This is a genomic window from Cytobacillus sp. FSL W8-0315 (assembly GCF_038002905.1).
GTDB lineage: Bacteria > Bacillota > Bacilli > Bacillales > Cytobacillaceae > Cytobacillus > Cytobacillus pseudoceanisediminis.
Genome location: NZ_JBBOOC010000001.1, coordinates 17,795 through 43,365, shown reverse-complemented (window position 1 = coordinate 43,365; position 25,571 = coordinate 17,795). Strand labels below are relative to the sequence as shown.

27 protein-coding genes and 2 pseudogenes are annotated in these 25,571 nt (G+C 37.9%); 24 read left to right on the top strand and 5 right to left on the bottom strand.

Going from position 1 to position 25,571, the window contains the following annotated elements; translation table 11 throughout:
• The first annotated feature begins 145 nt into the window (after positions 1 to 145).
• The 13 genes from MKY20_RS00245 (at position 146) to MKY20_RS00185 (ending at position 12,644) form a co-directional block, all read left to right on the top strand.
• On the top strand, positions 146 to 601 hold the full coding sequence (locus MKY20_RS00245) for a VOC family protein (RefSeq protein WP_251157285.1): 456 nt from the start codon (positions 146 to 148) through the stop codon (positions 599 to 601).
• Between the two features lie 98 nt (positions 602 to 699).
• Positions 700 to 2,088, top strand: coding sequence for an aminotransferase-like domain-containing protein (locus MKY20_RS00240; RefSeq protein ID WP_217026142.1), 1,389 nt, complete (start codon positions 700 to 702; stop codon positions 2,086 to 2,088).
• A gap of 100 nt (positions 2,089 to 2,188) precedes the next feature.
• Positions 2,189 to 3,505, top strand: a complete 1,317-nt coding sequence (locus tag MKY20_RS00235; protein ID WP_251267365.1) for an MFS transporter — start codon at positions 2,189 to 2,191, stop codon at positions 3,503 to 3,505.
• Between the two features lie 50 nt (positions 3,506 to 3,555).
• Positions 3,556 to 4,761: an aminotransferase-like domain-containing protein gene (locus tag MKY20_RS00230; protein ID WP_217026140.1), complete on the top strand. Its 1,206-nt coding sequence runs from the start codon at positions 3,556 to 3,558 to the stop codon at positions 4,759 to 4,761.
• A gap of 118 nt (positions 4,762 to 4,879) precedes the next feature.
• Positions 4,880 to 5,005 (top strand): hypothetical protein, encoded by a 126-nt coding sequence (locus MKY20_RS00225; protein WP_340999940.1) that lies wholly within the window; start codon positions 4,880 to 4,882, stop codon positions 5,003 to 5,005.
• Positions 5,006 to 5,726: 721 nt separating this feature from the next.
• Entirely contained in the window at positions 5,727 to 7,274 is a 1,548-nt protein-coding gene (locus tag MKY20_RS00220) for a glycine betaine uptake BCCT transporter (protein WP_251174112.1), read from the top strand.
• A gap of 208 nt (positions 7,275 to 7,482) precedes the next feature.
• Positions 7,483 to 7,995, top strand: a complete 513-nt coding sequence (locus MKY20_RS00215; RefSeq protein ID WP_019379525.1) for a DinB family protein — start codon at positions 7,483 to 7,485, stop codon at positions 7,993 to 7,995.
• 189 nt (positions 7,996 to 8,184) lie between these two features.
• Complete coding sequence (locus tag MKY20_RS00210; RefSeq protein ID WP_009335300.1) at positions 8,185 to 8,478, top strand: antibiotic biosynthesis monooxygenase family protein; 294 nt, start codon at positions 8,185 to 8,187, stop codon at positions 8,476 to 8,478.
• Positions 8,479 to 8,837: 359 nt separating this feature from the next.
• The gene (locus MKY20_RS00205; RefSeq protein ID WP_374940680.1) at positions 8,838 to 9,164 is read left to right on the top strand and encodes an RNA polymerase alpha subunit C-terminal domain-containing protein; all 327 of its coding nucleotides are present in this window, start codon (positions 8,838 to 8,840) and stop codon (positions 9,162 to 9,164) included.
• Positions 9,165 to 9,395: 231 nt separating this feature from the next.
• The gene (locus MKY20_RS00200) at positions 9,396 to 9,875 is read left to right on the top strand and encodes an SRPBCC family protein (RefSeq protein ID WP_071157443.1); all 480 of its coding nucleotides are present in this window, start codon (positions 9,396 to 9,398) and stop codon (positions 9,873 to 9,875) included.
• Positions 9,876 to 10,454: 579 nt separating this feature from the next.
• Entirely contained in the window at positions 10,455 to 11,345 is an 891-nt protein-coding gene (locus MKY20_RS00195) for a mechanosensitive ion channel family protein (RefSeq protein WP_217026138.1), read from the top strand.
• A gap of 181 nt (positions 11,346 to 11,526) precedes the next feature.
• Positions 11,527 to 11,904, top strand: a complete 378-nt coding sequence (locus MKY20_RS00190) for a cupredoxin domain-containing protein (RefSeq protein WP_009335296.1) — start codon at positions 11,527 to 11,529, stop codon at positions 11,902 to 11,904.
• A 179-nt stretch (positions 11,905 to 12,083) separates the two neighbouring features.
• The gene (locus tag MKY20_RS00185; protein ID WP_251174111.1) at positions 12,084 to 12,644 is read left to right on the top strand and encodes a hypothetical protein; all 561 of its coding nucleotides are present in this window, start codon (positions 12,084 to 12,086) and stop codon (positions 12,642 to 12,644) included.
• Between the two features lie 67 nt (positions 12,645 to 12,711).
• Here MKY20_RS00185 and MKY20_RS00180 read toward each other — a convergent pair.
• Positions 12,712 to 14,123 (bottom strand): annotated as a pseudogene (locus MKY20_RS00180) (PQQ-dependent sugar dehydrogenase).
• 214 nt (positions 14,124 to 14,337) lie between these two features.
• On the opposite strand from MKY20_RS00180, the pseudogene MKY20_RS00175 reads away from it, so the two are divergent.
• From MKY20_RS00175 to MKY20_RS00150, 6 genes and pseudogenes are all read left to right on the top strand, one after another.
• Positions 14,338 to 14,430: pseudogene (locus MKY20_RS00175) on the top strand (GNAT family N-acetyltransferase); the annotation flags it as partial.
• A gap of 136 nt (positions 14,431 to 14,566) precedes the next feature.
• Positions 14,567 to 15,499 (top strand): D-2-hydroxyacid dehydrogenase, encoded by a 933-nt coding sequence (locus tag MKY20_RS00170; RefSeq protein WP_251174110.1) that lies wholly within the window; start codon positions 14,567 to 14,569, stop codon positions 15,497 to 15,499.
• A 202-nt stretch (positions 15,500 to 15,701) separates the two neighbouring features.
• Positions 15,702 to 16,730 carry a DUF3231 family protein gene (locus MKY20_RS00165; RefSeq protein WP_217034620.1) on the top strand — a complete coding sequence of 343 codons (1,029 nt, stop codon included), beginning with the start codon at positions 15,702 to 15,704 and terminating at the stop codon, positions 16,728 to 16,730.
• 287 nt (positions 16,731 to 17,017) lie between these two features.
• The gene (locus MKY20_RS00160; RefSeq protein WP_192908159.1) at positions 17,018 to 17,230 is read left to right on the top strand and encodes a cyclase; all 213 of its coding nucleotides are present in this window, start codon (positions 17,018 to 17,020) and stop codon (positions 17,228 to 17,230) included.
• Between the two features lie 193 nt (positions 17,231 to 17,423).
• Positions 17,424 to 17,897, top strand: coding sequence for a hypothetical protein (locus MKY20_RS00155; protein ID WP_251174109.1), 474 nt, complete (start codon positions 17,424 to 17,426; stop codon positions 17,895 to 17,897).
• Positions 17,894 to 18,400 (top strand): hypothetical protein, encoded by a 507-nt coding sequence (locus MKY20_RS00150; RefSeq protein WP_009335288.1) that lies wholly within the window; start codon positions 17,894 to 17,896, stop codon positions 18,398 to 18,400. The genes MKY20_RS00155 and MKY20_RS00150 overlap by 4 nt, the downstream gene beginning before the upstream one ends.
• A 63-nt stretch (positions 18,401 to 18,463) precedes the next feature.
• On the opposite strand, the gene MKY20_RS00145 is transcribed toward MKY20_RS00150, so the two are convergent.
• Entirely contained in the window at positions 18,464 to 18,727 is a 264-nt protein-coding gene (locus tag MKY20_RS00145; protein WP_251174108.1) for a hypothetical protein, read from the bottom strand.
• A 152-nt stretch (positions 18,728 to 18,879) separates the two neighbouring features.
• On the opposite strand from MKY20_RS00145, the gene MKY20_RS00140 reads away from it, so the two are divergent.
• Entirely contained in the window at positions 18,880 to 19,026 is a 147-nt protein-coding gene (locus MKY20_RS00140; protein WP_251174107.1) for a hypothetical protein, read from the top strand.
• A 300-nt stretch (positions 19,027 to 19,326) separates the two neighbouring features.
• Here the strand turns inward: MKY20_RS00140 and MKY20_RS00135 are convergent, their stop codons facing one another.
• Complete coding sequence (locus tag MKY20_RS00135; RefSeq protein WP_009335286.1) at positions 19,327 to 20,379, bottom strand: alkene reductase; 1,053 nt, start codon at positions 20,377 to 20,379, stop codon at positions 19,327 to 19,329.
• A 157-nt stretch (positions 20,380 to 20,536) separates the two neighbouring features.
• On the opposite strand from MKY20_RS00135, the gene MKY20_RS00130 reads away from it, so the two are divergent.
• The 4 genes from MKY20_RS00130 (at position 20,537) to MKY20_RS00115 (ending at position 22,812) form a co-directional block, all read left to right on the top strand.
• Positions 20,537 to 20,974, top strand: coding sequence for an Lrp/AsnC family transcriptional regulator (locus tag MKY20_RS00130; protein ID WP_071157452.1), 438 nt, complete (start codon positions 20,537 to 20,539; stop codon positions 20,972 to 20,974).
• A gap of 304 nt (positions 20,975 to 21,278) precedes the next feature.
• Positions 21,279 to 21,470, top strand: coding sequence for an alpha/beta hydrolase family protein (locus MKY20_RS00125; RefSeq protein WP_251174106.1), 192 nt, complete (start codon positions 21,279 to 21,281; stop codon positions 21,468 to 21,470).
• Positions 21,471 to 21,563: 93 nt separating this feature from the next.
• On the top strand, positions 21,564 to 22,019 hold the full coding sequence (locus MKY20_RS00120; protein WP_009335284.1) for an NUDIX hydrolase: 456 nt from the start codon (positions 21,564 to 21,566) through the stop codon (positions 22,017 to 22,019).
• Positions 22,020 to 22,302: 283 nt separating this feature from the next.
• Entirely contained in the window at positions 22,303 to 22,812 is a 510-nt protein-coding gene (locus MKY20_RS00115; protein WP_071157454.1) for a DinB family protein, read from the top strand.
• 762 nt (positions 22,813 to 23,574) lie between these two features.
• Here MKY20_RS00115 and MKY20_RS00110 read toward each other — a convergent pair.
• Both MKY20_RS00110 and MKY20_RS00105 read right to left on the bottom strand, forming a co-directional pair.
• On the bottom strand, positions 23,575 to 24,363 hold the full coding sequence (locus MKY20_RS00110) for an SDR family NAD(P)-dependent oxidoreductase (protein ID WP_374940685.1): 789 nt from the start codon (positions 24,361 to 24,363) through the stop codon (positions 23,575 to 23,577).
• A gap of 32 nt (positions 24,364 to 24,395) precedes the next feature.
• Positions 24,396 to 25,409 (bottom strand): helix-turn-helix transcriptional regulator, encoded by a 1,014-nt coding sequence (locus MKY20_RS00105; protein ID WP_009335281.1) that lies wholly within the window; start codon positions 25,407 to 25,409, stop codon positions 24,396 to 24,398.
• Positions 25,410 to 25,571 lie beyond the last annotated feature (162 nt).

The window sequence follows — 25,571 nt, the reverse complement described above, 5'->3', positions numbered from 1 at the left end:
CATGCGGGGCAGCTTTTTTGTTTTGGAAAGTCCTTAAGAGGTCAATACGTTTAAAGCAGTAGAAAATATCATCCATATTGTGGACGAAATATGGATCCGTTACTGGTATATTAATGCTAAGAAAATGAAGGACAGGAGTGAAAAAATGATTAAAGGACTGTACGAAGCACATTTACCGGTAAGTAATATCAGCAAGTCAATTGAGTTTTACAGGGGCTTGGGAATGGAATTAGCCATAAAATATGAGAAAACTGCATTTTTTTGGATCGTTAAGAATGAAAGCTGGCTTGGGTTATGGGAATGTGAACAAGTACAATTTTCTTATCATCCATCCATCAGACATATTGCATTTAGAGTAGATTTAGAAGATCTAAAGAATGCCAAAACGTGGCTGGAAAAGCGCGGCATTGAAATGCGTGAAGAATTCGGCTTTAAACCTCTTGAACCCATTGTAATGCCAGACCAGACACATGCAATGGTTTATTTTCATGACCCAGATGGAAACTCATTGGAGTTTATCTGTAAATTACCATCTAAGCCTGAAGATAAATCTATGATGTATCTAAGCGATTGGGAAAGGTATTTGAAGAATAAAAACTAAAATTTTTCTTTTTTAAATGAAATGGGCAGTGGAGTGGAACAAGGGTTATAATTGGAGAAACAGCTCATTGAAAACTTGTACAAAAAAGGGTGCGTACCATGCCGACTAATTCTTTTGAAAACTATCCTATGACCTGGAAGCCATCCATTGATAAAACAGAAAAGCCCATTTATCAAGCGCTGGCAGGGCAATTGGAACAGGATATTTTAAACGGAGTGCTATTGCCCGGAACCAAGCTCCCTCCACAGCGGGAATTGGCTGATTATTTAGATTTAAATTTGAGCACTATTTCAAAAGCATTTAAAGTTTGTGAGTTAAAGGGCTTATTAAGTGCAACGGTCGGAAGCGGCACTTTTGTATCGTATGGTGCGTTATCGAATGCGTATTTACTAGAAGATACAAAGCCGAAGCACTTAATTGAAATGGGGGCAACACTTCCGGATAATGCTTCTTTCGAGCCGCTGATGCTCCAGCTGAAAAGTATGCTGCAGGAGACAGATTATGAAAAATGGTTTGGTTATGGCAGGGGAGGAGAAAGCCATTGGCAAAAGGATGCAGCGGTAAAGCTAATCCGCAGAGGCGGGTTAGAAACTACCGCTGATCACATTTTATTTGCGAATGGGGGTCAAAATGCCATTGCTGCTGCACTGGCAAGTCTATGTATGCCCGGAGACCGCATTGGAGTAGACCAGCATACATACCCTGGCTTAAAAACGGCTGCAGCAATGCTTAGTGTGCAGCTGGTGCCAATAAAAACAGAGAACTATGAAATGTGTCCAGCGTCTTTTGAATATGCGTGTAAAACTGAAAATATTAAAGGCATTTACTTGATTCCGGATTATCATAATCCAACAGCTTCCTTTATGTCGGTTGAGACTCGAAAAATGATCGCAGCCATTGCCAAAAAGTATAATCAGTTCATTATCGAAGATGCTTCATACCATCTTCTCAGCAAAGAACCACTGCCGGCAGTCGCATCATTTGCACCTGAACAGGTCATCTATATTGCAAGTTTATCCAAATCGTTTGCACCGGGTCTGCGGCTGGCCTATGCTGCAGTGCCGAGTCAATTCAAGGAGCCAATTTCAAGGGCACTTTATAATTTGAATGTTTCCGTTTCGCCATTATTGGCAGAACTGGCAGCACGTACAATTGTATCAAATCAATTTGAAGCCTTGATTGAGGGCCATCAGGAGCAGACGATTCGCAGAAATCAACTTGTAAACAGGTACCTGGCAGACTTTACGTGCTTAGGTGCTGAAACAGGCATCTTTCGCTGGCTGCTATTGCCAGGCAAGATTACAGGGGCTGAATTTGAAGCGTTAGCTAAACAGCAAGGAATTCAGGTATTTGCAGCAGAACGGTTTGTAGTAGGAAACAGTTGTCCGGAGAGGGCAGTAAGAGTTTCTGTTTGTGCCCCGGAAACGCTTGAAGAGCTTGAGAGAGGATTGATTATCCTTAAACGACTGTTAGACAGTCTTATCTAATATTGTTTGCCATACAATTATAATATTGTATGGCTTTTTTGCACGTGTTAAGATGATTGAAATCTAGTTGGAATATTATGAAAATAAGGGAGGTTAGATTTTGCCGGTTAAAAATAGTGAAAAAGTTTTAGCCCCCCAATCTGCTTGGCTGCAGAGCTGCATAAATTCTTCAGAAAAACAGCAGCAACTATACAAAAGAACATTAATTGTCATTGTCATATCCCAGATTTTTGGTGGAGCAGGACTTGCAGCCGGGATAACAGTAGGGGCACTTTTGGCGCAAAACATGATGGGGACAGATAGTGTAACTGGAATTCCAACGGCGTTATTTACTTTAGGGTCAGCAGGGGCTGCGCTGCTGGTAGGACGGCTTTCTCAGCGGTTTGGCCGCCGTCCTGGACTTGCCGCCGGATTTTTGGCTGGAGGCATCGGTGCCATTGGGGTAGTGGTTTCATCATTAACAAACAGCATTCTGCTATTATTTATTTCACTGCTCATCTACGGAGCTGGAACGGCTACAAACTTACAAGCACGCTACGCTGGAACTGACATGGCAAACCCGGCACAAAGGGCAAAGGCTATTAGCATGGCCATGGTCTCCACCACATTCGGAGCTGTTGCCGGGCCAAACCTGGTGGATGTAATGGGGGATTTTGCTATATCCATAGGAGTTCCTGCTTTAGCCGGTCCCTTTATATTAGCGGCTGCAGCGTATATACTTGCTGGTTTCATTCTATTTATGTTCCTCCGTCCTGATCCCTTTATTGTGGCAAAAGCAATATCAGATGCACGAAATAAAACGAATCATTTAGAGAAAAGTTCTAATTTGGCATCGATAAAAAGGCGAGGCATTTTTGCAGGAGCTGGCGTAATGGTTTTAACTCAATTTGTGATGATGGCCATTATGACGATGACACCCATTCATATGGGACACCATGGCCATGCTTTGAATGAAGTTGGGCTTGTCATTGGATTTCATATAGGTGCGATGTTTTTGCCTTCGTTACTTACTGGTTTCCTTGTTGATAAAATTGGCCGTGCTCCTATGGCTATTGCTTCTGCTATTACGCTGCTTGCTTCTGGCATTCTGGCTGCAGCGGGACCTGCTGATTCAATGGCCGCACTCAATTTAGCCCTTGTTTTACTCGGACTTGGCTGGAATTTTGGCTTAATTAGCGGAACGGCCATTCTTGTAGATTCAACTCACGCTTCTACTCGGGCTAAGACGCAGGGTTCTATCGATGTATGGATTGCTTTATCAGGAGCATTAGGAGGAGGTGTGTCGGGAATAGTTGTAGCATATTCCAGCTTTGCAGCCCTTTCAATTTCTGGTGCTATTCTTTCATTACTGTTGATTCCCATTGTTTTTTGGGCAGGTATCCATCAAAAAGAGAAAAGTATAAGTATAAGTGACTGAATTTTCAGTATGATCATTAACTCCAAAAAATATAAAAGGAATGTTTATAAATGGAACATAAATTTGCTGAGAGAGCTCGATTTGTAACATCTTCTGAGACACGTGAAATATTAAAAGTAACAGAAAGACCAGAAGTAATCTCTTTTGCGGGAGGACTGCCAGCTCCAGAGCTGTTTCCTGTAGACCCTTTAAAGGATGCTTGCAGTGCTGTATTGAACGAAGAAGGTGCGGCTGCCCTTCAATATAGTACGACTGAAGGATATATTCCTTTGAGAGATGCTATTTGTCAGAGAATGAAAATGGCTGGGATTGACTCTAGCCTTGAAAATGTTCTTATTACATCAGGATCCCAGCAGGCAATCGACCTTACTGGAAGATTATTTATCAATGAGGGAGATACTATTATTTGCGAAAGTCCGACTTATCTAGCTGCCATTAATGTATTCAAGTCATATAAGGCCCAATTTATTGAAGTGGCAATGGATGATGATGGAATGCTGATGGAAGAGCTGGAGAAAAGGCTGCAGGAGCATCCCAATGCAAAATTTATTTATACGATTCCTGATTTCCAAAACCCTACTGGCCGGACCTTAAAACTCGAAAGGCGAAAAAGAATGATTGAGCTTGCTAATCAATATGATGTGCTGATTGTTGAGGATAATCCCTACGGTGCTGTAAGATTTGCTGGAAAGGAACTCCCTCCAGTAAAACATTTTGACACAGAAGGCAGAGTCATTTATTTAAGCACTTTCTCGAAGATTTTCACTCCCGGTCTTCGGCTTGGATGGATTTGTGCACACCCATTTTTCATTGATAAGTATGTTGCTTTCAAGCAAACAGCTGACTTGCACACTGATAGTTTTGCTCAAAGAATTACGGCAAAGTATATGGAGCTTTACGATATCGAAGAGCACATTCATAAAATAAAAGCTGTTTATAAAGAAAGATGCACAGCTATGTTATCTTGCATTGAAGAATTTTTCCCCAATAATATATCTTACAGTAAGCCGGAAGGCGGATTATTTATTTGGGTTGAGCTTCCAGAGGGCATTGATTCAGCACATATATTTACAGAGTGCCTGAAAAACAATGTTGCTTGTGTACCTGGTGCTTCCTTTTTCCCAAATGGAACACAAACAAATACATTGCGTTTAAATTACTCTAATATGCCTAAAGAGAAAATCATTGAAGGGATGAAGCGTATGGGAGATGTATTGCATCGGGAATTAGCAAATGATTCAATGCTGACAGTCTGACGGAAACAAGATGCTGTGTCACAATCCTGTATAGTTTATTGTATGTAAGCCTCAATAACTACTCCATTCCTGCATTCAATCTGAACCTCAACAATATCGACAAAGTCGGGGGTACATCATGGAGTTTGAAATTTGGATGAGCGGGAATACTCAATCAGAAAGAGGCCCATCTTTCACACGTGCATTCATACAGCATAGACACTGCAAGAAAGAGGAATGTAAAAAAATCCCGGAAGACCCATAAGTTTCCTCACCCAATAACTGGCCATCATTAAAGGTAAGGTGCCGGTATATTGTTAAATAATGATAAGAAAAGAAGAGCCCAATTTTTTCATAAAAGCGGGCTTTTCTTAATTAAGTTAAAAAGCGGCAGTTGGAAATGATAGTGAAATTCCGATATCCATTATTTCCTTATCTGCAAAAAATACTTCAAACATTATTTATAGTGCTCCCAATAAAATCACTTTTGAAAGTATTGAAGGAGACAGGAGGGTTTTAAGCCGTGTGAAATCAGGATTTTAAACCGTTGAAAACTGTTCTCTCTTGAAATATGGACTCTATTAGAGGATTCGGGAGTTATATTAAGATTATGTCCTATAGAATCTTTCTGAGCAGGGAATGAAAGTCTAGAATCCCAAATAAGCCTCTTTTTTGTATGTGATTGGTTTAGCGCATTTTGTTAAAATTTAAATATTCCCCAACAAGCCTGTAAAATAATTCACAACCAAAATACCTCTGCCGTATTTATCTATCTATCTATTTTTCCAATACCCAAAAGATGGACAATGGTGATTTTATGTTAGTAAGAATGACGAAGATAATAATAAATGAATTTTCGCAAATTTTTTAAGGGTGCGTTTCGTAATACTTCACAAAAAATATTTTTGTTTGTTTTGCATTTTTATTTGTTCACCATTCGAAGTAACCCACTGCGAATATATCAAAGATGGGAGTTAAAACTTTATATGAAAAATGCTTCAACTGTTTTTTATGTATCATTAGCAATAATGGCTGGTCTTGTTCTTATGGGAATTACAATGCCAGCGTCGTTAGAAAAGGTCACGAGCAGTACACAAGGCGTGATTACGGATTCGTTTGGGTGGTATTACCTAGTGATTGTTTCGCTATTTGTGTTCGTCTGCTTCTATTTATTAGTAAGTCCAGTTGGCCGGATAAAGCTCGGGAAGCAGGAGGATAAGCCTGAGTTTTCCCGTCCAACTTGGCTTGCGATGCTTTTTAGTGCAGGTATCGGGATTGGGTTAATTTTCTATGGAACATTTGAACCCATTAGCCATTACATGATAAGTTCTCCTACAGGCCAAGAGGGTACTGATCAGGGAATTAAGGATGCAATGAGATTTACCTTCTTTCATTATGGGGTCCATGCATGGGCTATCTATGGTTCGATTGCGATGGCTCTGGCTTATTTTACTTTCAGAAAAGGGGAGCTGAGTTTAATAAGCCGAACCTTACGGCCGCTGATTGGAAAACATGCGGATGGGGCAGTCGGGAAGGCAATTGATGTCATTGCGGTTATTGCTACGGTTTTAGGGGTATCTACCTCTTTGGGATTTGGTGCCATGCAAATCAACGGGGGACTGTCCTACCTTTTTGATGTACCTAGTACGATAACAAACCAAACCATTATTATCCTCATTGTGACAGTCTTGTTTATGATTTCGGCTTTAACAGGTCTAAGTAAGGGAATTAAAGTGCTAAGCAATTTGAATATGGGGCTTGCGGCTGTCCTTTTCTTGATTGTCTTTAGCTTTGGACCGACACTTTTTATCCTTAATTTATTCACCGATACGATCGGGACTTATATGCAAAACTTCATTGACATGAGTTTTAGGATAGCACCCCTGAATGAAGAGGGACGCAGCTGGATTAATGGATGGACGATTTTTTATTGGGCATGGTGGATTGCCTGGTCTCCATTTGTTGGTGTGTTTATTGCCAGAGTCTCAAAGGGCCGAACAATTCGTGAGTTTATTGTAGGTGTCCTTCTCGTTCCGTCACTAATAGGATTCCTTTGGTTTACAACTTTTGGGGGGACAGCCATTTTCACTGAATCTACAGGGCTGCTTTCGATTTCGTCATTATCTCCCGAGGAATCTCTTTTTGGCGTGTTAGAAGGGTTTCCGCTCAGCATGGCAATATCTCTGTTAGCCATTTTGATCATTGTTACGTTCTTTGTGACATCAGCTGACTCTGGTACATTTGTTCTAGGGATGATGACAACGAATGGATCGCAAAATCCAAGTACACCCATAAAAGTAACTTGGGGAGTTCTTCTCTCGATTATTGCGATTGCTCTCCTTTATTCTGGGGGCCTGCAGGCTCTTCAAAACACCATGATCATCGCAGCTCTTCCATTCTCAGTCATTTTAGTGTTAATGACAGTCAGCTTGCTAAAATCTTTAAAACAGGAAGCAAAACAGCTCGGACTAGGTCAGATTAGAATGAATCGGAAGGAAAAGCAAAGCAAAGAGGATGTTCAGGAAGCTGGATAAACAATATTTATTAAACTGGCAACATGTCAACTTCGGTTGGGATGTTGCTTTTTTTTAGTAAATCAATAATTTGATCGTATATCGTAATCTGTTTCCAAATGGCCTTCTCTTTTGTACAACCGGGACAGGTTGGTTAATATAATATGTGAGTCTATTAATTTCCAATATTAACAAATTATGAAAAACAGAACGAGAGGTGTATTATTGAATGATTTTAGATTTAAAAGGCGAGCTAACAATGGAACCTATTGTAGGGCTGCTCTATTCTATGGTGGATGGGAATTATCGACGGCTGAAGTCTATCGTGGGAGGTATGTCCCAAAGGGAGTTGGATTATAAAGGCCCTAAACAGAATTATAACAGCACAGCCCAATTGCTTAGACATCTAGCTTTGGTCGACCTGAACTGGGTGTTTAGAATAAAGGGTGAGATAATGCCGTTAAATCTGGAGAATAAATATGGACCAATATTGGATGAAGACAACCGATTACCGCAGTTTGATGGAATCCCCCTGGATGTGCTGCTTAAAGAATACGATGACGTTATGGATATGATTAAGACGTTATGTCAGCAGTTAACAGATTTGCAATTAACTCGAATAATTGAATATGAAAATGGAAACCAAGCAACAATCCAATGGGGTATATGGCATATAGCAGACCATAGCAGGTATCATCAGGCTCATATAAATCAATTACGCAAATGGTTTAATGAAAGTTGAAATTTTCACTTTGATCAACATAAGGGGTGAGTCTTCTATAATGGAGGAATCACCTGTATTATTATCCTAATGGGCTGCATTCCTTTAATAAATGAAGTATGGAAAATAATTAGAACATTCTCTTGTAATCATTAATCAGAAATCGGAACTATACAGTAAATGAACAATCAGGGAAAGGGGATAATTTACATGATTTTAGAAGCAGTAATGCTACAAGTAAAAGAAGGGATGGAGGAAGAATATGAACAAGCATTCCGTGAGGCATCAAAAATTATTGCTTCCATGAAAGGGTACATATCTCACGAGCTGCAGAGATGTATGGAAATTAAGGGGAAATATCTATTACTTGTGAAGTGGGAATCATTAGAGGCCCATACAGTTGGGTTTAGACAATCGAAAGAGTATCAGGAATGGAAAAGACAGCTGCATCATTTTTATGATCCGTTTCCTGCAGTTGAACATTTTGAAAACGTTCCTCTTTAATTGGTTTTTAATTAAACAGCCTCCATACAGACATAAGGAGGCTATCATTTTAATATTTAGCTAACCCATTGGCGGATCATCCAGTTTCTCTCGTATGAAGGAAACCTCATCATTGTCTGAGATCATATAGGAGGTCCTGCTATTCTGGTTTATTATTTTGGGTCAGGTGTAAAACTTGGGTAAAATTCATCGTCTCCATGATTGGAGATTTCTCTACTGGTTTTCCAGTCTTGCTTACGACCCGAAGAAGTGGCCGTAAAGGTACAAAGGTTATCCTTCATTTTCTTGGCCAGATTTGTTGAAAAGTGCCATTCATAGTTTTTGTCGAGTTTATATATCTAATATACAATTAATAATATATGATACTGGATCAGAAACTGTTTGGAGGAATTATTTTGACAGCAGATAAAAGTTTAAGGGTTTGTGAAAAGGGACATAAGTTTTACAAAAGCAGTGAGTGTAAAAGCTGTCCTATCTGTGATAAAGAGAATAAGCCTAAAAGTGGCTTCCTTTCGAAGCTCAGCGCTCCTGCAAGGAATGCATTGGTTCACGAAGGAATAGACACTTTGAAAAAACTGTCAAAGTTCACTGAAAAAGAAATATTAAAAATTCATGGTATTGGACCAGCTTCCTTACCTATTATGAGAACTTCCTTAAAAGAGGAAGGGCTTTCATTTAAAGAATAAAAGCTTCACTGGCAGGTTTTTCAAGAACTGCTGCTGATCAGGCAGTTTTGTTCTTTTTATACTAAAGGGCAAGATTGTTGAACACTTTATGATTATTGTTTTTTTAGTTAAAAAAATGTTTTGTAAAAGAAACAATTCTGAATATAGTGATGTTTTTTCTGAACCTATACAAATTTTTAATTTTATTTGTTTTAGCAATACCTCAAGGATTAGAAGAAGGAGGATGAAGGGATGAATGAAATTGGTGCATTACATGAGTCAAATGGCAGTTATGCTTTAAGATTTGAGCGATTTTTTTCCCATAATCCAGAAGATGTTTTCCTTGTCATTACAAATCCCAATTCCTTCTCTCAATGGTACCCTTTTGCAAAAGGGGAGATGGATCTCAGACTGGGTGGAAAAATTGCCTTCGATGATGGGGAAGGAACGACATATGAGGGTATCATTACAGAATTAGAAAAGCCATATTTATTTGGTTTCCGTGAAGTTGATGATCTGATAAACATTTCATTGCAGGAAGAGGGGAAAGGATGTCGAATGATCTTTACCCATACTTTTAAAGATGATTCATGGGCAGTTAATACAGCGGCAGGATGGCATAGGTGTCTGGATGTATTGGTCCAAATCGTCAATGGTGAACCAATTAAGTGGGACGATAACTCAATTAAGCTGCGTAAAATCTATAGTGAAGCATTTAATATGGGAAATTAATATAGTGCGCCTTTCTTATAAAGAAGGCGTATTTCGGTGTCCCCTATACATTAAGAGTTTAGTTATTATTACGGGAGGGCAATATAGTGAGTATCTCACTTAATCAAACAGTGGCGTTTCTGCAAGAGTGGAGACACCATTAAGCTTCAGGGCAGATAAGATGAACAAGGGTGAGCGGTATTCATAGATGAATCATAAAAAGGTCTTAAGGTGTTTTCCTGTTAAAAGGGGCAGGTTTATTAGGATACTTAAGCTGTCTTTGTTGAATGAAGGGCTGAAACAATAATTAATTCTTGAGCCAGTATTATATATAGATATTAACTACTACATTATTTGCAATGACTATAAAAAACAGATCCAGCTGCCATCTTAGGCCGATTTTCTATTGTGCTGACAGTAAGCAGCTTAACTGTATTATTGACATTACGGTCACGTTTCCACAGGACGTGTCTTTTTTATTTGGGCCAAATTATTGAAGATGAATGGGGAATGATAAAGAAAATATATGTTAAGGAAACGATATTTAAGGAGAAGGTAACAGATGATCCTTGATATGTTCCTTTTTAAGGAGTGGCTGGGATGGACCTGCTAACTTTTACAGAGGAATTTTTTAATTATATAAGGGAGTTTTTACTTTTAAGATTTACTCTATTTGCTTTGGTTCTCATCACCTTTTCATTTGCCATAAACCGTATGATTGATTGGTTCTTTAGGAAGTCTAATTTCTTTGATGAAGAGGTAGAACAGACGATACAAGGTGTGACCCGATCCATTTTTAGGTATGGAATTGCGATTAGCCTTGTTATTTATCTAATAAGTCAATTTGTTGATATAAAAGGCATTCTTGCAGGTGCAGGGATTGCCGGTGTGGTCATCGGTTTTGCAGCACAGCAGATGCTAAAAGACGTTATTTTGGGGTTCGCAAGATTAACGGATAAAGAGTTTCGTGTCGGTGATTTTGTTACTTTCAACGGGACAAGTTCAGGTACCATTGAGGAGATAAGTATTCGCTTTATGCAAATTCGGGAATGGTCGGGAAAACTCCTTACGATCCCGCATGGAGAGATTAGAGCGATACAAAATTTTAATAAAGGCTGGATGCGGGTTATTGAACGGATTACGGTAAGTTATCAGGAAGATCCAGCAAGAATAAAGGAATTGTTAGAGAAAGCAAGTGTGATCTGCAATGAAAAATTAGTTCATAGCCTGTATAGGCTAGGGGACGAGGCTGTTGAACCCTTTCAATATATCGGGATTACAGACTTAAATCCAAACCATAAACATGTCGGGTACGAATTTTGTATTGTTGGCCTGGTTAAGCCTGAAGAGTATTTTGAAACGTCCAGGCAGGTAAGATTTGAACTAATGTCTTTATTTCATAAGAGTCAAGTACAAATGCCAACCGCGAACATGTTCGTTCAAACTGAGAATTCACAGGACACTCTTGAGCAGCCTTCACCCAGCACGTAAAAGAACCAGCTGATTTGGGAGCCCAGCCGTTTATGAGGAGCGGCAGCAAATTATTTAAAGTGTGGATTTCTGCAGTGATCTTGGTCTATTCACAGTTTTAGAAAGCACTTTTGAACATAATTTATGGTGATAAAATTTTGTGAATCAGAAAAAAATAGGTTTAGGAAAGGAGGGATTGCGAATGTCTGTGAAAAAGCGGGTAACAGGATTGGCCTTTGTGTTTGCAATGCTTGTGGTTTTGTCAACTCCAGGCTCATTCGGCGTATTTGCCGAATCCGATGTTTCAACTAAGGGGAAATCGATTGAGGTCGAGTTGAACGATGATTACTTTAATCCGAAGGTCATCACTATTCCGAATGGAACATCCACAACATTAATATTGAAAAATAAAGGTAAGAAGGAGCACACCTTTACAGTAGAAAAGCTCGGAATTGACGCCGAGATTCAGCCAGGAAAAGAAACGAGTATCTCCGTGAAGCCAAAACAGCCCGGTACATATGAACTGATATGCCGGTACCATTTCCAGGAAGGAATGGTTGGAAACGTAATAGTCAAATAATAACCGGGGCCAATAAGGCCCTTGTTTTTTTATGGTTGCAGGTATTTGCATAGTATTATCCAGATAGCACCATAACAGCTAACTTTCCTCTGCAAATGGATCATAAAAAGTTGTTCCGCCTCTATAAAATGCAAATATAATGTAGGGTAACATATAACCATTATAGAAGAGGTGAACAGGTGTATTTTTTAAAGCCTATCACGGATGAGGTTTATCTATTTCAAAAAATATTGAATAAATATAAAAAAACAATGAAGCTCATTCTAGTGTCTATTTTTACCTGTATTGCTGCTATTCTGCAGGCTGCTGGAGGCCTCTTGCCAGGTATAGGATATTTTTTAAGTCCGCTTGCCACTGCACCTATTCTGTTATGTTCCATGTTTTCCATTCCATTTGGAGTAATGTCCTATTCTCTGACAATTATGTTGTTATTGATCCTGCAGCCATCTGAACTAATTATTTTTCCTTTTACTACAGGATTGTTAGGGCTTGGCATCGGAGTATCTTTTTCCTTTTTCAGGATGAGAATAAGTATTATTGCTGCTGGTGCAATCCTTTTAATGCTAGGAATTATGGGTTTACTATTTATTTTTCACTTTCCAGTTTTAGGTCCAGCCGTCTCTGATTCCTTTTCATTTCTTTCAGCGGGAGGTATCTTTTTATTTGTTTTCCTTTATAGCTGGTTATGGGTTGAGATTGCTTTAATCATTATTAAAAGATTAAAAATGATGATCATGTAGTGGTTTTCATTTAGATGGCAATCCATATAAGATATTTATCAGATTAAGCATAATTCTATCATTATACTTATGGAACTATTTCAAAAACAGTGCCTTGATGTAAATCAGTCACTTTCATAGAGCCATAAACCCCTAAATATAATCTGGTCTGTTTCAGATTCGTCCCCAAATTAACATAATAGGCTGATTGCGACCCAAAATTATAATCGGTTTGTATCACACTAAAGTCATTTTGTTTACCATTAGGTCTAATGATGGTATAAGCTAAAGCCCCTCTAACCTGAGGCTGTGATTCTTTCCGGGCAAGATCGGTAAACACAACGCTTCCTGTTAAAGCAGGGATTTTTTCCCCATATAGACTTGCACTCCTGTCAGTGCAGTTCCTCCAAACTTATCGGGTCTGGGATCTTTATGAAAATAACTAGTTAAAGGCTGAAGACGACTCGCTGAAAGTGCTGCTGCTTCATTGTAAAAAGCCATTGTCTTCTCATCCAAATTCTGATTATTAGTGCAGTCTCTTATAATCGAAGCAGGAAAATCACCTTCCCAGCCCCGCCAGCCAAAGTTTATAAATCCTTCCTTGTCAGGTTCAGAATTCATCAAAGATGCTTGAATAAGCTGAGTAACCGGTATGGGTTTATAATGAACAAATGAATAAATCGACTCGGCCAAATCCTGGCCGACATTTCCTGCATATTTAATATACTGATTATAAAATCTTTGAAATGAAATACCTGGAATATTGCGAACCCCTTTGGCCATTACCGTGAGGGTTTCCTGAATCGCTGCGGGAAGTTCATTAAAGCGTGTGACAATAGGGGGATTCATGATGTAAGTATTCTTATCTACATCAATTTCAATTATTTTACCGGCAATCTCCAGATCATCCTGGCTTAAGTTAAATGGATCATAGCCTGATCCGCCATCTCCGGTTGTTAAAACAAGTCTGCCTGTTTCTGGTGAAAAATTTAAACTATTGACCCCATTATGATTTGAAAATGGCCTTCTTAAGTTAAGTAAAGTCCTTCGTTTTTGGGGCCCGCCATTGGATTGTATAATCCATTCTTCGATTGTATCAATATGGTCATATTGTGTTTCCCTATTCATCCACCTTAGGTTTAAAGTTTTAGGATCACAAGGGTCAGGATTAAACGATTCAGAAAGTGCACCCGGTCCTTGTGCTCCGGCTGCTGAATAATGAAGATAAAACAGACCGTTATAATAAAATTCGGGATGAAAGGCTAGTCCCAGCAATCCCCGTTCATCATATCCGCCACCAGAAGCACCTAGTTTTAGGATTCGGGGGCGAATATCTAAAAAAGTCCTTATGCTTGAGTCTCTTATGTAAAAGACCTCTCCTACCTGGGTTGCAATAAATAGCCTTTCCTTGGAATCACCAGGAAGTATAGCTGTTTTCAAAACAGTAGGTAAATTTATCTTACTGGCAATGGGCCGTAAACCAACCTTAACTTTTATCAATTGACTTTGCACCCCTTCATTTTTTTTCTTTTATAAGAATATGATTAGAACTGGCTATTAGTACCAAATTAGGCAGGGAACAAATCGGAACAAGATAACGGATGTAAGTTCTCGTGTTAAAATGAAATAAAAAAATCAAGGAGCAGCAATGTTTATGAAAAAGGATTACATAAGTTTAAAAGAACAGTTCATTGCATGGCCACGCTGCGTTTAAGTGACAGAAGGCCAGCATCGGATTGTCATTTTAAGTGAGGATGAGCCTGCAGGCTTCTTCTATTTACCTTCAACAGAACGAGTAAGGAAGTATTAGATAATCCGAACACTATAATTGCACTGCACTATCTGTTAATCATGGGAAAGTCTTTAACTATATAGCGTGAAAAATAATGTCTAATGACTTAAAATCGCAGGGGGCAAATATCATAGAGGGTGGGGGAAGTCGAATGAACATACATAATATATTGGTTGCAGGAAGCTATGAAAAGGAATTCCAGGAACAGCTGCCAGCTAATACATCTCAGAGCTTTCGTTTTAAGCAGGTTGCTGATATTACAGAAGAGGATTTATCATGGGCAGATGCCTATGTCGGTTCCAAGCCGTGTCGTGGCTTCCGCTTGGCCGATATGAAATGGGTACATTCCTTTAATGCGGGTGTAAATAATTATTTGGAAATTGATGGATGGAAGGAACATGAGATTCTTCTAACCAGAACTGTTTGCTCGTTTGGACAAAGAATAAGCGAGTATTGTTTAAGCTATATTTTAAGAGATCTTCAAGCTCACCACTACTTTGAAGGAAAACAAAGGGAGAAGGAATGGGCTCCAAAAACTCCGAAAATGATGAAGGATCAAACGATTGTTATCTATGGTACAGGGGAGATTGGGCAGGAGGCGGCCAGAGTATTTTCAAGCTTTGGATCCGCCGTCTATGGTGTCTCGCAAAGCGGGAAACCAAAGGAGTATTTCGAAAAGGTGGCAAAAACCAGCACTGGAAGCACGCTGGCTGCAGAGGCAGATTGGATTATCAGCACATTGCCTTTGACAAAAGAAACAAGTAAGCTATTTAATCGTGAGTTTTTCAGTCATTTAAACGGAGCGGTCTTCATCAATGTCGGCAGAGGCCAAACAGTGGACGAGCAATCCCTTATTGAAGCGCTCAATTCCAAAAAAGTCCGTTATGCTGTGTTAGATGTTCTTGAAACAGAACCGCTGCCAGGGACTTCCGAGTTATGGGGAAGAGACGATATCATCATCACTCCTCATATATCGGCTGTGACAGAGCTGAATGAAGCGATCTCATGCTTTTGGGATACATTAAAGAGAATCGAAAATAATGATGCCATACCTAATAGGGTGGATTTTTTGAAGGGGTACTAATAAAAGGCAAGTATGCCGATTGGAAACTGAAAAAAACGAAGCAGATAATAAAGGTAAGGTGAATTAATAACTGTTATAAAAATAAAAGGAGGAAGCCCTTCTCATTTGAGAAGGGCTTTTTATGTCTAAAAAAACGAAATGGATATTAGTAAGTATATGAATTTAAAGGGAGGAAATATTAAATAAAAAAGGAGGTGTTCACATGAAAAAGATTAAACCCATTAAATTAAGTTCTTACAAAACAAACACCTCCGAAAAACTAACATCAGCAGAAATGGGAAAGCTTTGGGCTACTTATATGGGAAATAGCATGGCATCATTTATTTTAAAATACTTTCTGCAGCATGTTGATGATAAACATATTAAGACCTTATTAGAAAATGCCTTACAACTATCAGAAGAATTCATGAAAACCATTAAAGGTATTTTCGAGAAAGATGGATTTCCCATCCCTAAGGGTTTTACGGAAGAGGATGTGAATTTAGGTGCTCCCAGACTGTTTTTGGATGAATTCTATGTCCACTACTTGAAGTATGCATCAAAAGCTGGATTGAGTATTTACAGTATTGCAATACCTCTTGTGTTTAGAGAGGACGTAAAAGAATTTTTTAGGCATTGTATGGATTCCACCATGGATTTGATGGAGCAAATCAAAGAAATATTAATGCATAAAGGGCTAATAAGTAAACCCCCATTGATTCCAGTTCCAGAAAAAGTGGAATTTGTTCATAAGGATTTTTTAAACGGCTATCTTGGAAATAAACGCCCTTTGCATGCTATGGAAATCACACATCTTTACGATAACATAGAAAATAATGTAACAAGTAAAGCACTCATTATGGCATTCGCACAAGTAGCAAAGGATGAAAAGATACGCAAATTGTTCGAACGAGGAAAAGATCTTACCACAAATAATATTGAGAATTATAAGCAAAAACTGCATGATGAAGATTTGCCTTCCCCACCTTATCTGGATGACTTAATAACTAATACCACTTTTTCACCTTTTTCTGATAAGTTAATGCTCTTTCATAAGATGGATATGTTTTCAATAAAAGTTAGATCCTTCGGAAATTCTGTGGCTGTAAATGGCCGGCATGATATCGGGATGGTTTATTTGAAGGCCATTATGAAAAATTCATATTTTGTTGAGAATGCTGCAAGAATTATGATTGAGAAAGGATGGTTTGAACAACCTCCAGCTGCAGCTGATAGAGACAAGTTATCCTAATTACTGCTATGATTTTGAGAGCCCCCTCGCCGGAGAGGGGCTTTCTTCGCATTAAATGGTGCAGTATAGTTAAAAAGGTCTTCTCCTAATAAAGTCCGTCAGAAATCCTTTCTCTCCACGGCCCCTATTCGCCTCGTATATTACGAACGGGTGCATTAATATAGAGTTCCAGCTGCCAATTGGCGGCTTTTTTTATTGTACAAATGGTGCAGGCAGTTCAAGAAGGTAATGGTTTCATTAAACAAGAATATATATAATAACCCGAGACTAAGACGAGGTGGATAAAAATGGATAAAAGAGTGATATTCGACTTTGAAATCGAATTTACTAATGGCGGTGGATTACAAGGACAGGATTTTCGTCTTGATATTGATGGTAACGACATTACTGATGAAGAGTTAGCGAATTATATTGTAGAGGATATGAGGTTGCTTATGGTTGGAGAAGTTAGAATACTTAACAAAAAAATAATTATTGAAAAACACAAACGTAAATCATAACAACTTACAAGACATGGAATTAAACTTTTACATCAAGCTGCCAATAGGCGGCTATTTTTCTTGTCTAATTAAAGGGGCAGGCTAGTAAAGGAGGGAATAGAGTGTATCGCTCTTGTTTTTTTATATTTGTAAATGTTGGTATGGCTTTTGGGAATAATACATGTATCTGACAGCTATTTAAAGGATGATCACTATGTCAATCGCTGTTTTAGCAATGTTTGCCTGGTTAGTAATGATTGTATTCGCTATTGTTCCCAAAGGATTTACTCTTACTGAGATGGTTTTTTTGTACTTCATCATCGGAATATTAACTATTACCCAATTCACCATACTTGATGTCAATCTGCACTGGGTTCCAGTCACCCGAAGTGTGGAAGGGTCTTTCGCGATTTATATTTGCCGCTTTATTGTGATACCTTTTCAAATTCTTTTGTCAGCATGCATACTAAATTCGCACATGAAAGCAAAATGGCGATGGGTTTTATCAGCCACAATCGTAATCTCCCTATGCTTGGGAGACCGGATATATTTGTGGGCTGGCCTCATTACTTTCCAAAGGTGGAATCAATTGTACTCTGCTCTTATGTATGTGGTATCTATTGCCTTAGTATGGTTGATAGCCCGCTGGTTTGTTTGCCTGGAAAAAGGAGAATTTAAAAAAACATGAATGGAATTCGTTATTATGATCATAATTTTAATGCTAATGAGTGGTTTATCGTCATTTCGCTCATTGTTGGAACTTTAGTGGTGTTAAAACTGCCAAAACGTTTTACAAATAAGACAACCTGTGTGTACCTTTTATGTGGCGTGTTTACTGGTTTCTTTTTCGATCACATTTTAAGTGTGCTGCCAGTTAGTTATTATGATATTAATGATAATTCTTCCTTTCAATTGATGGATTTTTTATCTCATGTGATGTATGCACCATTCAGCTATCTATTCTTTTATATATATGACTTCTTTAATATAAAGCCAAATTTATCTCTGTTATTCATTTTGGGATGGGCGTTTATAAGTGTTGGGATAGAGCTATTTTCTGAGTACATAGGGATCTTTCACTATCAGAATGGATATAACAGCTATTATTCTTTTGTTATTTATTTGGTGGTCCAAAGTTTATGGGTGAGATTTTACAGGATTATTAAAGCATATGGAGAAAAACAATTTTAAATTGAAATGGAGATGTTTGGGAATTGCCAGGAATTATTTATAGAAAAGGTATTCTTAAGCTAATCATATTTTGAAATAGAACAGCTCTGCCACAATTTCCTCCAAAGTTCTTTTAGTTATGGCATATCTATATTGTTCCAAATCTTTGTTAGCAATTTGCTTTGATAGCATTTTCCCTCCTGCATCCATAAAAATACAGAAAAATAAATCAAATTCATTATGATCTGCATCTAGAGCCGATATGATAAGGGTGCTTTTATCTTCCTTAGTAGTAGGAGCATTTTCATTATTAATAATTAAATACAAAGAGTGCAGCAATAAAGACAAACATCTTCATTCCTATTTATAAATGGGCAGGTAACTTCCAAAGCAATTATGGGTTTCTATTGTGAAGTGAGTTGAAAAATAGTATTCGCTCTGGATATAAAAGGTAAAGTTGGAAAACCTATAATGAATGAATTCTAAAAGGAGGGATTCGAATGAAAGACAATGAGCAGGAAACTAGCGAAGGACTGAATCAGGTATTTGAAATAATAAATGCCAAAGGCGATGTTGGCGAAATCAATGAAATTCTGAAAAATAGAAGTTCTGACTCTATAGCGGAAAACTCCTCTCCTAATTCCTAAGACAAAGAAAACCCGTTAAAAAAGAACCGGCCACTGCAGCAATGGTTTTTGAGAATATAGATAGATGCAGAGAAGCTGCCTTTTTTTATCTCTTTAACGACTTTGTCAATACTTGTACTTAATCTAATGGTGCTTATGCTCAAGATTAGCTGCCAAGTAAGGCAGCTTTTTCTTATTTAACCAAATCTTTTACATAACGGTTCCTTTTACTGAACAAGAAAAATTTTAATAAATTTGTTTATAGTATAATAACCATTTCGCTGAACAATAATAGTAGCCCAACGAAATGATTAAGGTTTCCTATTTCAAGTATTTTAAATCTATTGCTGCTTGATAGGGTTTAATAGGGTGTCCTTCTTTTATCTTATGAACAAAATCAGGATTAGCTAGTAGAGGGCGTCCAAAGGCAGCAAGGTCAATTGTACCATCCTTAATCGCCTTAGAAGCAATCTCTGTATTTAGATTTCCCACCCCAATAATAATACCATCCCAATGTTTCCTCACTAGTTGATGAAAAGTCATGCCACTAGCCATTTTTTCAGTAAAATTATTTGTTGAGGGGTGTATAATTTGAATTCCCACTTCTTTAAACACTTGAACTAAAGCCTTTATATTCACTTCAGGATTGGTCCACTTATAACCGGGGATATCATCTTTTATTTCAGAAAATCTAATAATAGTTCTATCTTGGCCGACCTCTTGAATAACCGCATGTAATACTTCCTTCATAAATAATAACCTGTTCAATATATCCCCACCATACTCATCAGTCCGTTTATTGGTAACTTCAGAATTAAATTGATCAATTAAGTAACCATGAGCTCCATGTATTTCAACTCCATCAAATCCAGCCTTAATTGCGTTTCTAGCAGCCATAGCATATTCTTGGATGACATTTTTTATATCATTCAAAGACATTTCTTCAGGTGTCTCATAAGGTTTTCTCAATCGGTGAACTAAACCATCAGCCTTTATAACGGAAGGTGCTTGTGGTGGGAGTCCTCCAGTCAGTTCGTGATGTGTTAATCTTCCTACATGCCAAAGCTGTGCCACAATATTTCCTCCTTCCTCATGAACAGCTTCAGTTACTTTCCTCCAAGCATCTACTTGGCTTGTTGTGTATAGGCCAGGAACACCAAAAGTTCCTTTGCCTCTAGGGGAAGGGTTAATACCTTCTGTAATAATGAGACCAATACCATCTTTAGCTCTTTTGCGATAGTAGGTGACAATATCATTACCAACAGTACCTGTATTGTTATTTGCAAAACTTCGTGTCATTGGAGCCATCACAATTTTTGTTTTCAAGTACCAGTTACCGATATTAATTGATTTTAATAACTCAGTGTTTTCCAATTTGCCTTAACTCCTTTATAGAAGTATTAACTTCGTAAATAATCTTATATAATTTTAAAAAGAAGTTATATAGAAAATTTCAGTTAAAATGTCTTAATTAGTTTTAAATTAATTTTATTTTAAATATTTTACTTAGAAATTAAAGGTGGGGATCATTATGGATAAACTGGATAAAGAAATTCTTTTGGTATTACAGGAGAAAGGAAGAATATCCATGACGGAACTGGGGAAAGAGGTAGCTCTCTCTCAGCCGGCAGTTACCGAGAGAGTACGAAGAATGGAGGAAAAGGGAATTATTGATCACTATCGTGCTATTGTAAGGCCAGAAAAAATAAACAAACCTATAACAACCTTTCTGTTATTCCATACTAAGAGCTGTGAAAACTTTGTGGACTTCTGTAATAAATCAAATGAAGTAGTAGAATTACATAGAATAAGCGGTGAATATAACTTTTTGGTAAAAGTAGTTACTGAAACACTTCAGTCGCTAGAGGTTGCAATTAACGAGATGGGTACCTACGGAGATTCAACCACATTAATAGTACTATCTTCACCAATAGAAAATAAAAAATTGATTCCAATAATAAACAACTAAATCACAATAAATACTGAGTAAACAGATATAGTGGCGGTAAAAATTACTATTTTCTAACGAGTCAAGGTTGAATAGATTGTGAAAAATGCACTTAAACAAAACGGGTACATTACCTTAAGATCCAGCTGCCACTTAGTGTTTCTATTCAAAAAGTGATTAGCTTAGCAGGAGTTACAGACTTAGTAAAGATGTGGAATATACATGAACAAAGGAAAATAAAGAGTCACATAGCTGCACTATTAGAGGGTCCCCTGAAGAAGTCCCTAAGCGTTATAAATTATCTTCTCCAGCTGAATTATTGCCAATGAATGTTGAACAAGTATTAATACATGGTGAAATGGATCAACATGTTCCAGTAGAATTAAGTAAGGATTATTACAAAAGTGCTGTTGAAAAGGGGGAAAATGTAAAGATAGTTATTCTCCCAGATATAGACCACTTTAAAATTATTGAACCAACTTCTTCAGCATGGACTTCGGTTATTAACTCGATATAGTTGCTTTATTGAACTATAGAAGCAGGTTAGTGAAAGAAAGCAAAACAGGTAAAGAAATCACTGTAACTATAAAAGGGAAATGGGGAGAATCAAATGTCGCAAGATGGAATTGTTCTAGTAGCAAGTGTGTCAATTTTTAATGACGATAAAGTCTTGATTATAAAAGAGAATAAACCTACTGCTATTGATAAGTGGAACTTTCCAGGTGGTCATATCGAAAACGGTGAGGACATTATTTATTCAGCTCAGAGGGAAGTTAAAGAGGAAACAGGGTTTGAAGTAAAACTGATTGGAACTACTGGAGTATATAATTTTGTTAGTAGTACAAACGATCAAGTTATTTTATTTCATTTTGTTGGTGAGGTTACAGGGGGCTCCCTAAATCTCGAAGAAAATGTAATTTCTGAAAGCAAGTGGATAAAAGTAAATGAACTTGTAACATTTCAAAACAAAGACCTGCGAGAACCCAGTGTAATAAAGCAAATAATTAATAACTTATTACAAGAGAAAATACACCCAATTAGCGTGTATAATGAGCAAATAATTTGAATCGCCCTTGGTCAACTAAAGGGTGCAAGAGTTGAAGATCAATTTGGATCGGCAGCTCTTTTTTCTTATTCGACTAACCGGGCAGGTTAGTGGAATAAAAAGTGAATTAATCTATTATTATTATGTTAACTGCATAAATCATTTGTACAGAGATAATAAAGTTGTTTAATTTGCAATTATTTTGCGGTAATGAAATTAAATATCAAAAATAAAGGACATATCTTTTTGACAGTCGAATATTAGCCTAGAACCATAAATAACTATTCCGATGGGGAGGATTCTTGTGCGTCCACGACCATTATTTATTGAAAATCCAGAGCAGGATAGGTATGTTAGTCTTGTGCCAGATGGAGATATTGAAGAAATACTTAGTAAGCAACGAACTAAGACCATTACCCTCTTAAGCAGCGTATCAGAGGTGTCAGCAAGGAAGGCGTACGCATCAGGGAAATGGACTTTAAAAGAAGTGATTGGGCATATGACCGACTCGGAACGTGTGATGTCGTATCGAATGCTTGCCATTGCACGAAATGAAAGTGTACCACTCCCAGCAATGGATCAGGATCAATACGTTTCTGCGGCAAACTTCAACAAATTATCCTGGGAGCAGTTACTAGCTGGTTTAGACACGATACGCTCCAACACCTTAAGCCTTATTTCAACCATTGATGATGCAGCGTGGGTTCGTAATGGAACTGTAATGAACAGCCCAGTTTCGGTAGGTACCATTGCATATGGCATTGCCGGGCACGAGTTACACCATATGAAAGTGATTCGTGATAAATACTTATAAGTCTTTTTCTATTAATAAAAAAACCTAATTTCTCATTTAATGCTGAAAAATTAGGTTTTTTAATATTGAAAATTCCTTAACGTTGTTTTCCTGACGCTACCCTTTATAGCGAACTTATTATACTTTCAATTAGAACTAAAGAGATAATTTATGTTGGATTTAGAAAAACAAAAGAAAAGATCATTGCCTTAGATGAGTCAGAAGTTAAATAGCCTTAAAATGATGACCGCCGCTTATTTGGAAATGGCAAAAGACGGAGAAGGTGGTGATTCAACTTAAGGGTGCTTATATTCGAGATCAGCTGCCGAATTGGGCAGCTTTTTTTATTCAACAAAACGGACAGTTTAGCACAAGAAGGATAATGTTATATCCAGTGAAAGTAGGAATAGATACCTCAATATTACGGAGAGCGAATTATGGGAATTTTAGCACTCGAGAAGAAAATAGAATAATATTTATATTTAGAAAACGTCTAATGATATGGTTATAACAAATTAAATGAGTATCACTGGGGAGAAATTGCGTTAGGAGGTACGCTGCGAAACCATTATAAAGGCATTGAAAGAATCCATACGAGGCCTTTTTTTAGGTAAAGGGTTAGTAAAAGTAAACGCTCCGAACTTTGCCGTGAACTTTGAAAGCTCATATAAATTCGGAAGTTTACTTCTAAGGTAAGTACTGCACGAGAGTTATAACAAATTAAATAGGCCACTCGTAACCTATGTTATAATATTAAAATTCTCCTCCTGGCAGCTTTTTAAATTAAAAAATGGTCGGGACCATTCCTCCATCCATACGGATTGGTGAGCCTTTAAATGCAGATGCATAGGGACTGCATAAGAATGCAACTAGTCTTCCTATTTCAAACGGTCTGATAAATCGCTGTATTTCAGATTGTGGCAGATTATTGACCATGAATTGTTTTTCTTTTTCTGAAAAGGTTATGTTTTCATTTCTGTAAATACCCTCAATTATATCCTGGACATTTTCAGAAAGTGTTGGTCCCGGCATAATCGTATTGACGGTAACTTCTGTTCCTTTTGTTAGTATAGACAAGCTTTTTGCCAATGATAGCAGCATTGATTTTGTCATACAATACTGAGGCATTTGTCCGGAGGGCATTACTGCTTCTTCACTTGCAATAAAGATGATGCGGCCATCATTATTGTCCAGCATTTTTGGCAGATAATGTTTACATAATCCATTTGCGGCTAATACGTTAGTTTCGAAGTATTTTTGCCATAGTTCATCCGTAACATCCTCGTATTGCATGATTTCGTAAATACCCATATTGTTAACTAAAATGTCTACATTCGGGAATTTTTTAAATAATTCCTCTCTTTGTTGAACATCCACAATATCGGCTGCAGCATTTTGAGGAGAAGTTAGCGGGAATTCTGATTTGATTTCCTGTACAGTTCGTTCTACCTCCTCATAATTGCGTCCATTTATGAGAATATTAACTCCTTCTTTAGCCAATTCTTTCGCTATTGCTTTACCTATGCCTTTTGTAGAGCCTGTTACTAAAGCGGTTTTTTTCAATAATTCCATTTCCAAGATACATTTCTCCTTTAAGCTGGTTATCAACTTAGTTCGTTTATAAGTGCATATTCAGCGCGCCAATTTAATGGGGTCATACCTTCCCAGCTACGGAAGGCTCGATAAAACGAGCTCTGATCTTTATATCCAACAAGAAATGCCACTTCTTTAATATCTAGATTAGGATTAGCCAAGTACTGTCTTGACTGTTCATGACGGGCTTCCTTTAGCAGCTCCTTAAAACTGGTCTCTTCATTAGTAAGCTGGCGCTGTAAGGTTCGTTCGCTCATGCCGAGCTCACTTGCTATATCTTGTATGTCGAGTCGTTCTCCTGTTAAATTGCGTTTCAATATCCACTTAACTATCTCTGTTATGGAGTGACTGTGTCGCTGTTCCTCTAATGTTTGCTCCAATACTGGTGTTAAGATCTCCAGTAAGTCAGCGTTGTAGGAAGTAAAAGGGCGATTAAGGTCATCACTTTGCAATGTAAGACTATTACGTTCTGCTCCAATGTGGATAGGGCAGCCAAAGTATTCTTCAAGCGCCTGTACTTGACCAAATGAATGTGTAAATTCCACTAATTCCGCTTTTATAGAATAACCGGTGCCTCGTCGTCCAAGTTCCAATAAAAACGCGAGAGTGGTCCCAACAAGTAGGGGTGGTCCCGCATGCTCCGTATCAAACCATTCCAGTTCAATTACACAATTTGTGTCTTCCTCCATAATGCGTAATTTTTCAGGTGGACACATTTCTTTGTACCGAGCCATTCTTTCAAGAGCATCCCGATAATCGCGGGCATGGTAAGCTGCCAGTACAGACGGGGGATACTGCGTTGTTTCAAATACTGTCGGAAGTTGCAGCATTCCAACTTCCATGTCACCGATGATATCGGAATATGCTTGCCATAATGCGTAATATTGGTCAACAGTGACAACTTGTTCAGTTATTACAGTAAGAGGCAATTTTGATTTCCGAACCAAATCATGAGCATTAATTCCAAGTTTTTTTAGCCCCCTCCAAAGTCCATCCGGTATTCTAATACGAGAATTTATAGTCATTCCTATTACACCTCTCTATCTATCAGCACATTACAGCCAGCTCTGTTAACGGGATAGTTATTTCATTTTACTTATATATTGTCTTTCTGTAATTAGCAAGGAACGACAATCCATTTGCAAAAGACGCCAAGAATGAGGAATTCTATTGTAATTATAACAACT

What these genes read in the sequence shown, in the direction of transcription:
- MKY20_RS00140 (WP_251174107.1), top strand. Translation starts at nt 18,880, where the DNA reads ATGAAAGACAATGAGCAGGAAACTAGCGAAGGACTGAATCAGGTATTT.
- MKY20_RS00200 (WP_071157443.1), top strand. Translation starts at nt 9,396, where the DNA reads ATGAATGAAATTGGTGCATTACATGAGTCAAATGGCAGTTATGCTTTA.
- MKY20_RS00215 (WP_019379525.1), top strand. Translation starts at nt 7,483, where the DNA reads ATGATTTTAGATTTAAAAGGCGAGCTAACAATGGAACCTATTGTAGGG.
- MKY20_RS00230 (WP_217026140.1), top strand. Translation starts at nt 3,556, where the DNA reads ATGGAACATAAATTTGCTGAGAGAGCTCGATTTGTAACATCTTCTGAG.
- MKY20_RS00130 (WP_071157452.1), top strand. Translation starts at nt 20,537, where the DNA reads ATGGATAAACTGGATAAAGAAATTCTTTTGGTATTACAGGAGAAAGGA.
- MKY20_RS00150 (WP_009335288.1), top strand. Translation starts at nt 17,894, where the DNA reads ATGAATGGAATTCGTTATTATGATCATAATTTTAATGCTAATGAGTGG.
- MKY20_RS00205 (WP_374940680.1), top strand. Translation starts at nt 8,838, where the DNA reads ATGATACTGGATCAGAAACTGTTTGGAGGAATTATTTTGACAGCAGAT.
- MKY20_RS00220 (WP_251174112.1), top strand. Translation starts at nt 5,727, where the DNA reads ATGAAAAATGCTTCAACTGTTTTTTATGTATCATTAGCAATAATGGCT.
- MKY20_RS00155 (WP_251174109.1), top strand. Translation starts at nt 17,424, where the DNA reads ATGTCAATCGCTGTTTTAGCAATGTTTGCCTGGTTAGTAATGATTGTA.
- MKY20_RS00105 (WP_009335281.1), bottom strand. Translation starts at nt 25,409, where the DNA reads ATGACTATAAATTCTCGTATTAGAATACCGGATGGACTTTGGAGGGGG.
- MKY20_RS00240 (WP_217026142.1), top strand. Translation starts at nt 700, where the DNA reads ATGCCGACTAATTCTTTTGAAAACTATCCTATGACCTGGAAGCCATCC.
- MKY20_RS00245 (WP_251157285.1), top strand. Translation starts at nt 146, where the DNA reads ATGATTAAAGGACTGTACGAAGCACATTTACCGGTAAGTAATATCAGC.
- MKY20_RS00165 (WP_217034620.1), top strand. Translation starts at nt 15,702, where the DNA reads ATGAAAAAGATTAAACCCATTAAATTAAGTTCTTACAAAACAAACACC.
- MKY20_RS00225 (WP_340999940.1), top strand. Translation starts at nt 4,880, where the DNA reads ATGGAGTTTGAAATTTGGATGAGCGGGAATACTCAATCAGAAAGAGGC.
- MKY20_RS00170 (WP_251174110.1), top strand. Translation starts at nt 14,567, where the DNA reads ATGAACATACATAATATATTGGTTGCAGGAAGCTATGAAAAGGAATTC.
- MKY20_RS00110 (WP_374940685.1), bottom strand. Translation starts at nt 24,363, where the DNA reads ATGGAATTATTGAAAAAAACCGCTTTAGTAACAGGCTCTACAAAAGGC.
- MKY20_RS00195 (WP_217026138.1), top strand. Translation starts at nt 10,455, where the DNA reads ATGGACCTGCTAACTTTTACAGAGGAATTTTTTAATTATATAAGGGAG.
- MKY20_RS00190 (WP_009335296.1), top strand. Translation starts at nt 11,527, where the DNA reads ATGTCTGTGAAAAAGCGGGTAACAGGATTGGCCTTTGTGTTTGCAATG.
- MKY20_RS00160 (WP_192908159.1), top strand. Translation starts at nt 17,018, where the DNA reads ATGGATAAAAGAGTGATATTCGACTTTGAAATCGAATTTACTAATGGC.
- MKY20_RS00125 (WP_251174106.1), top strand. Translation starts at nt 21,279, where the DNA reads ATGAATGTTGAACAAGTATTAATACATGGTGAAATGGATCAACATGTT.
- MKY20_RS00120 (WP_009335284.1), top strand. Translation starts at nt 21,564, where the DNA reads ATGTCGCAAGATGGAATTGTTCTAGTAGCAAGTGTGTCAATTTTTAAT.
- MKY20_RS00210 (WP_009335300.1), top strand. Translation starts at nt 8,185, where the DNA reads ATGATTTTAGAAGCAGTAATGCTACAAGTAAAAGAAGGGATGGAGGAA.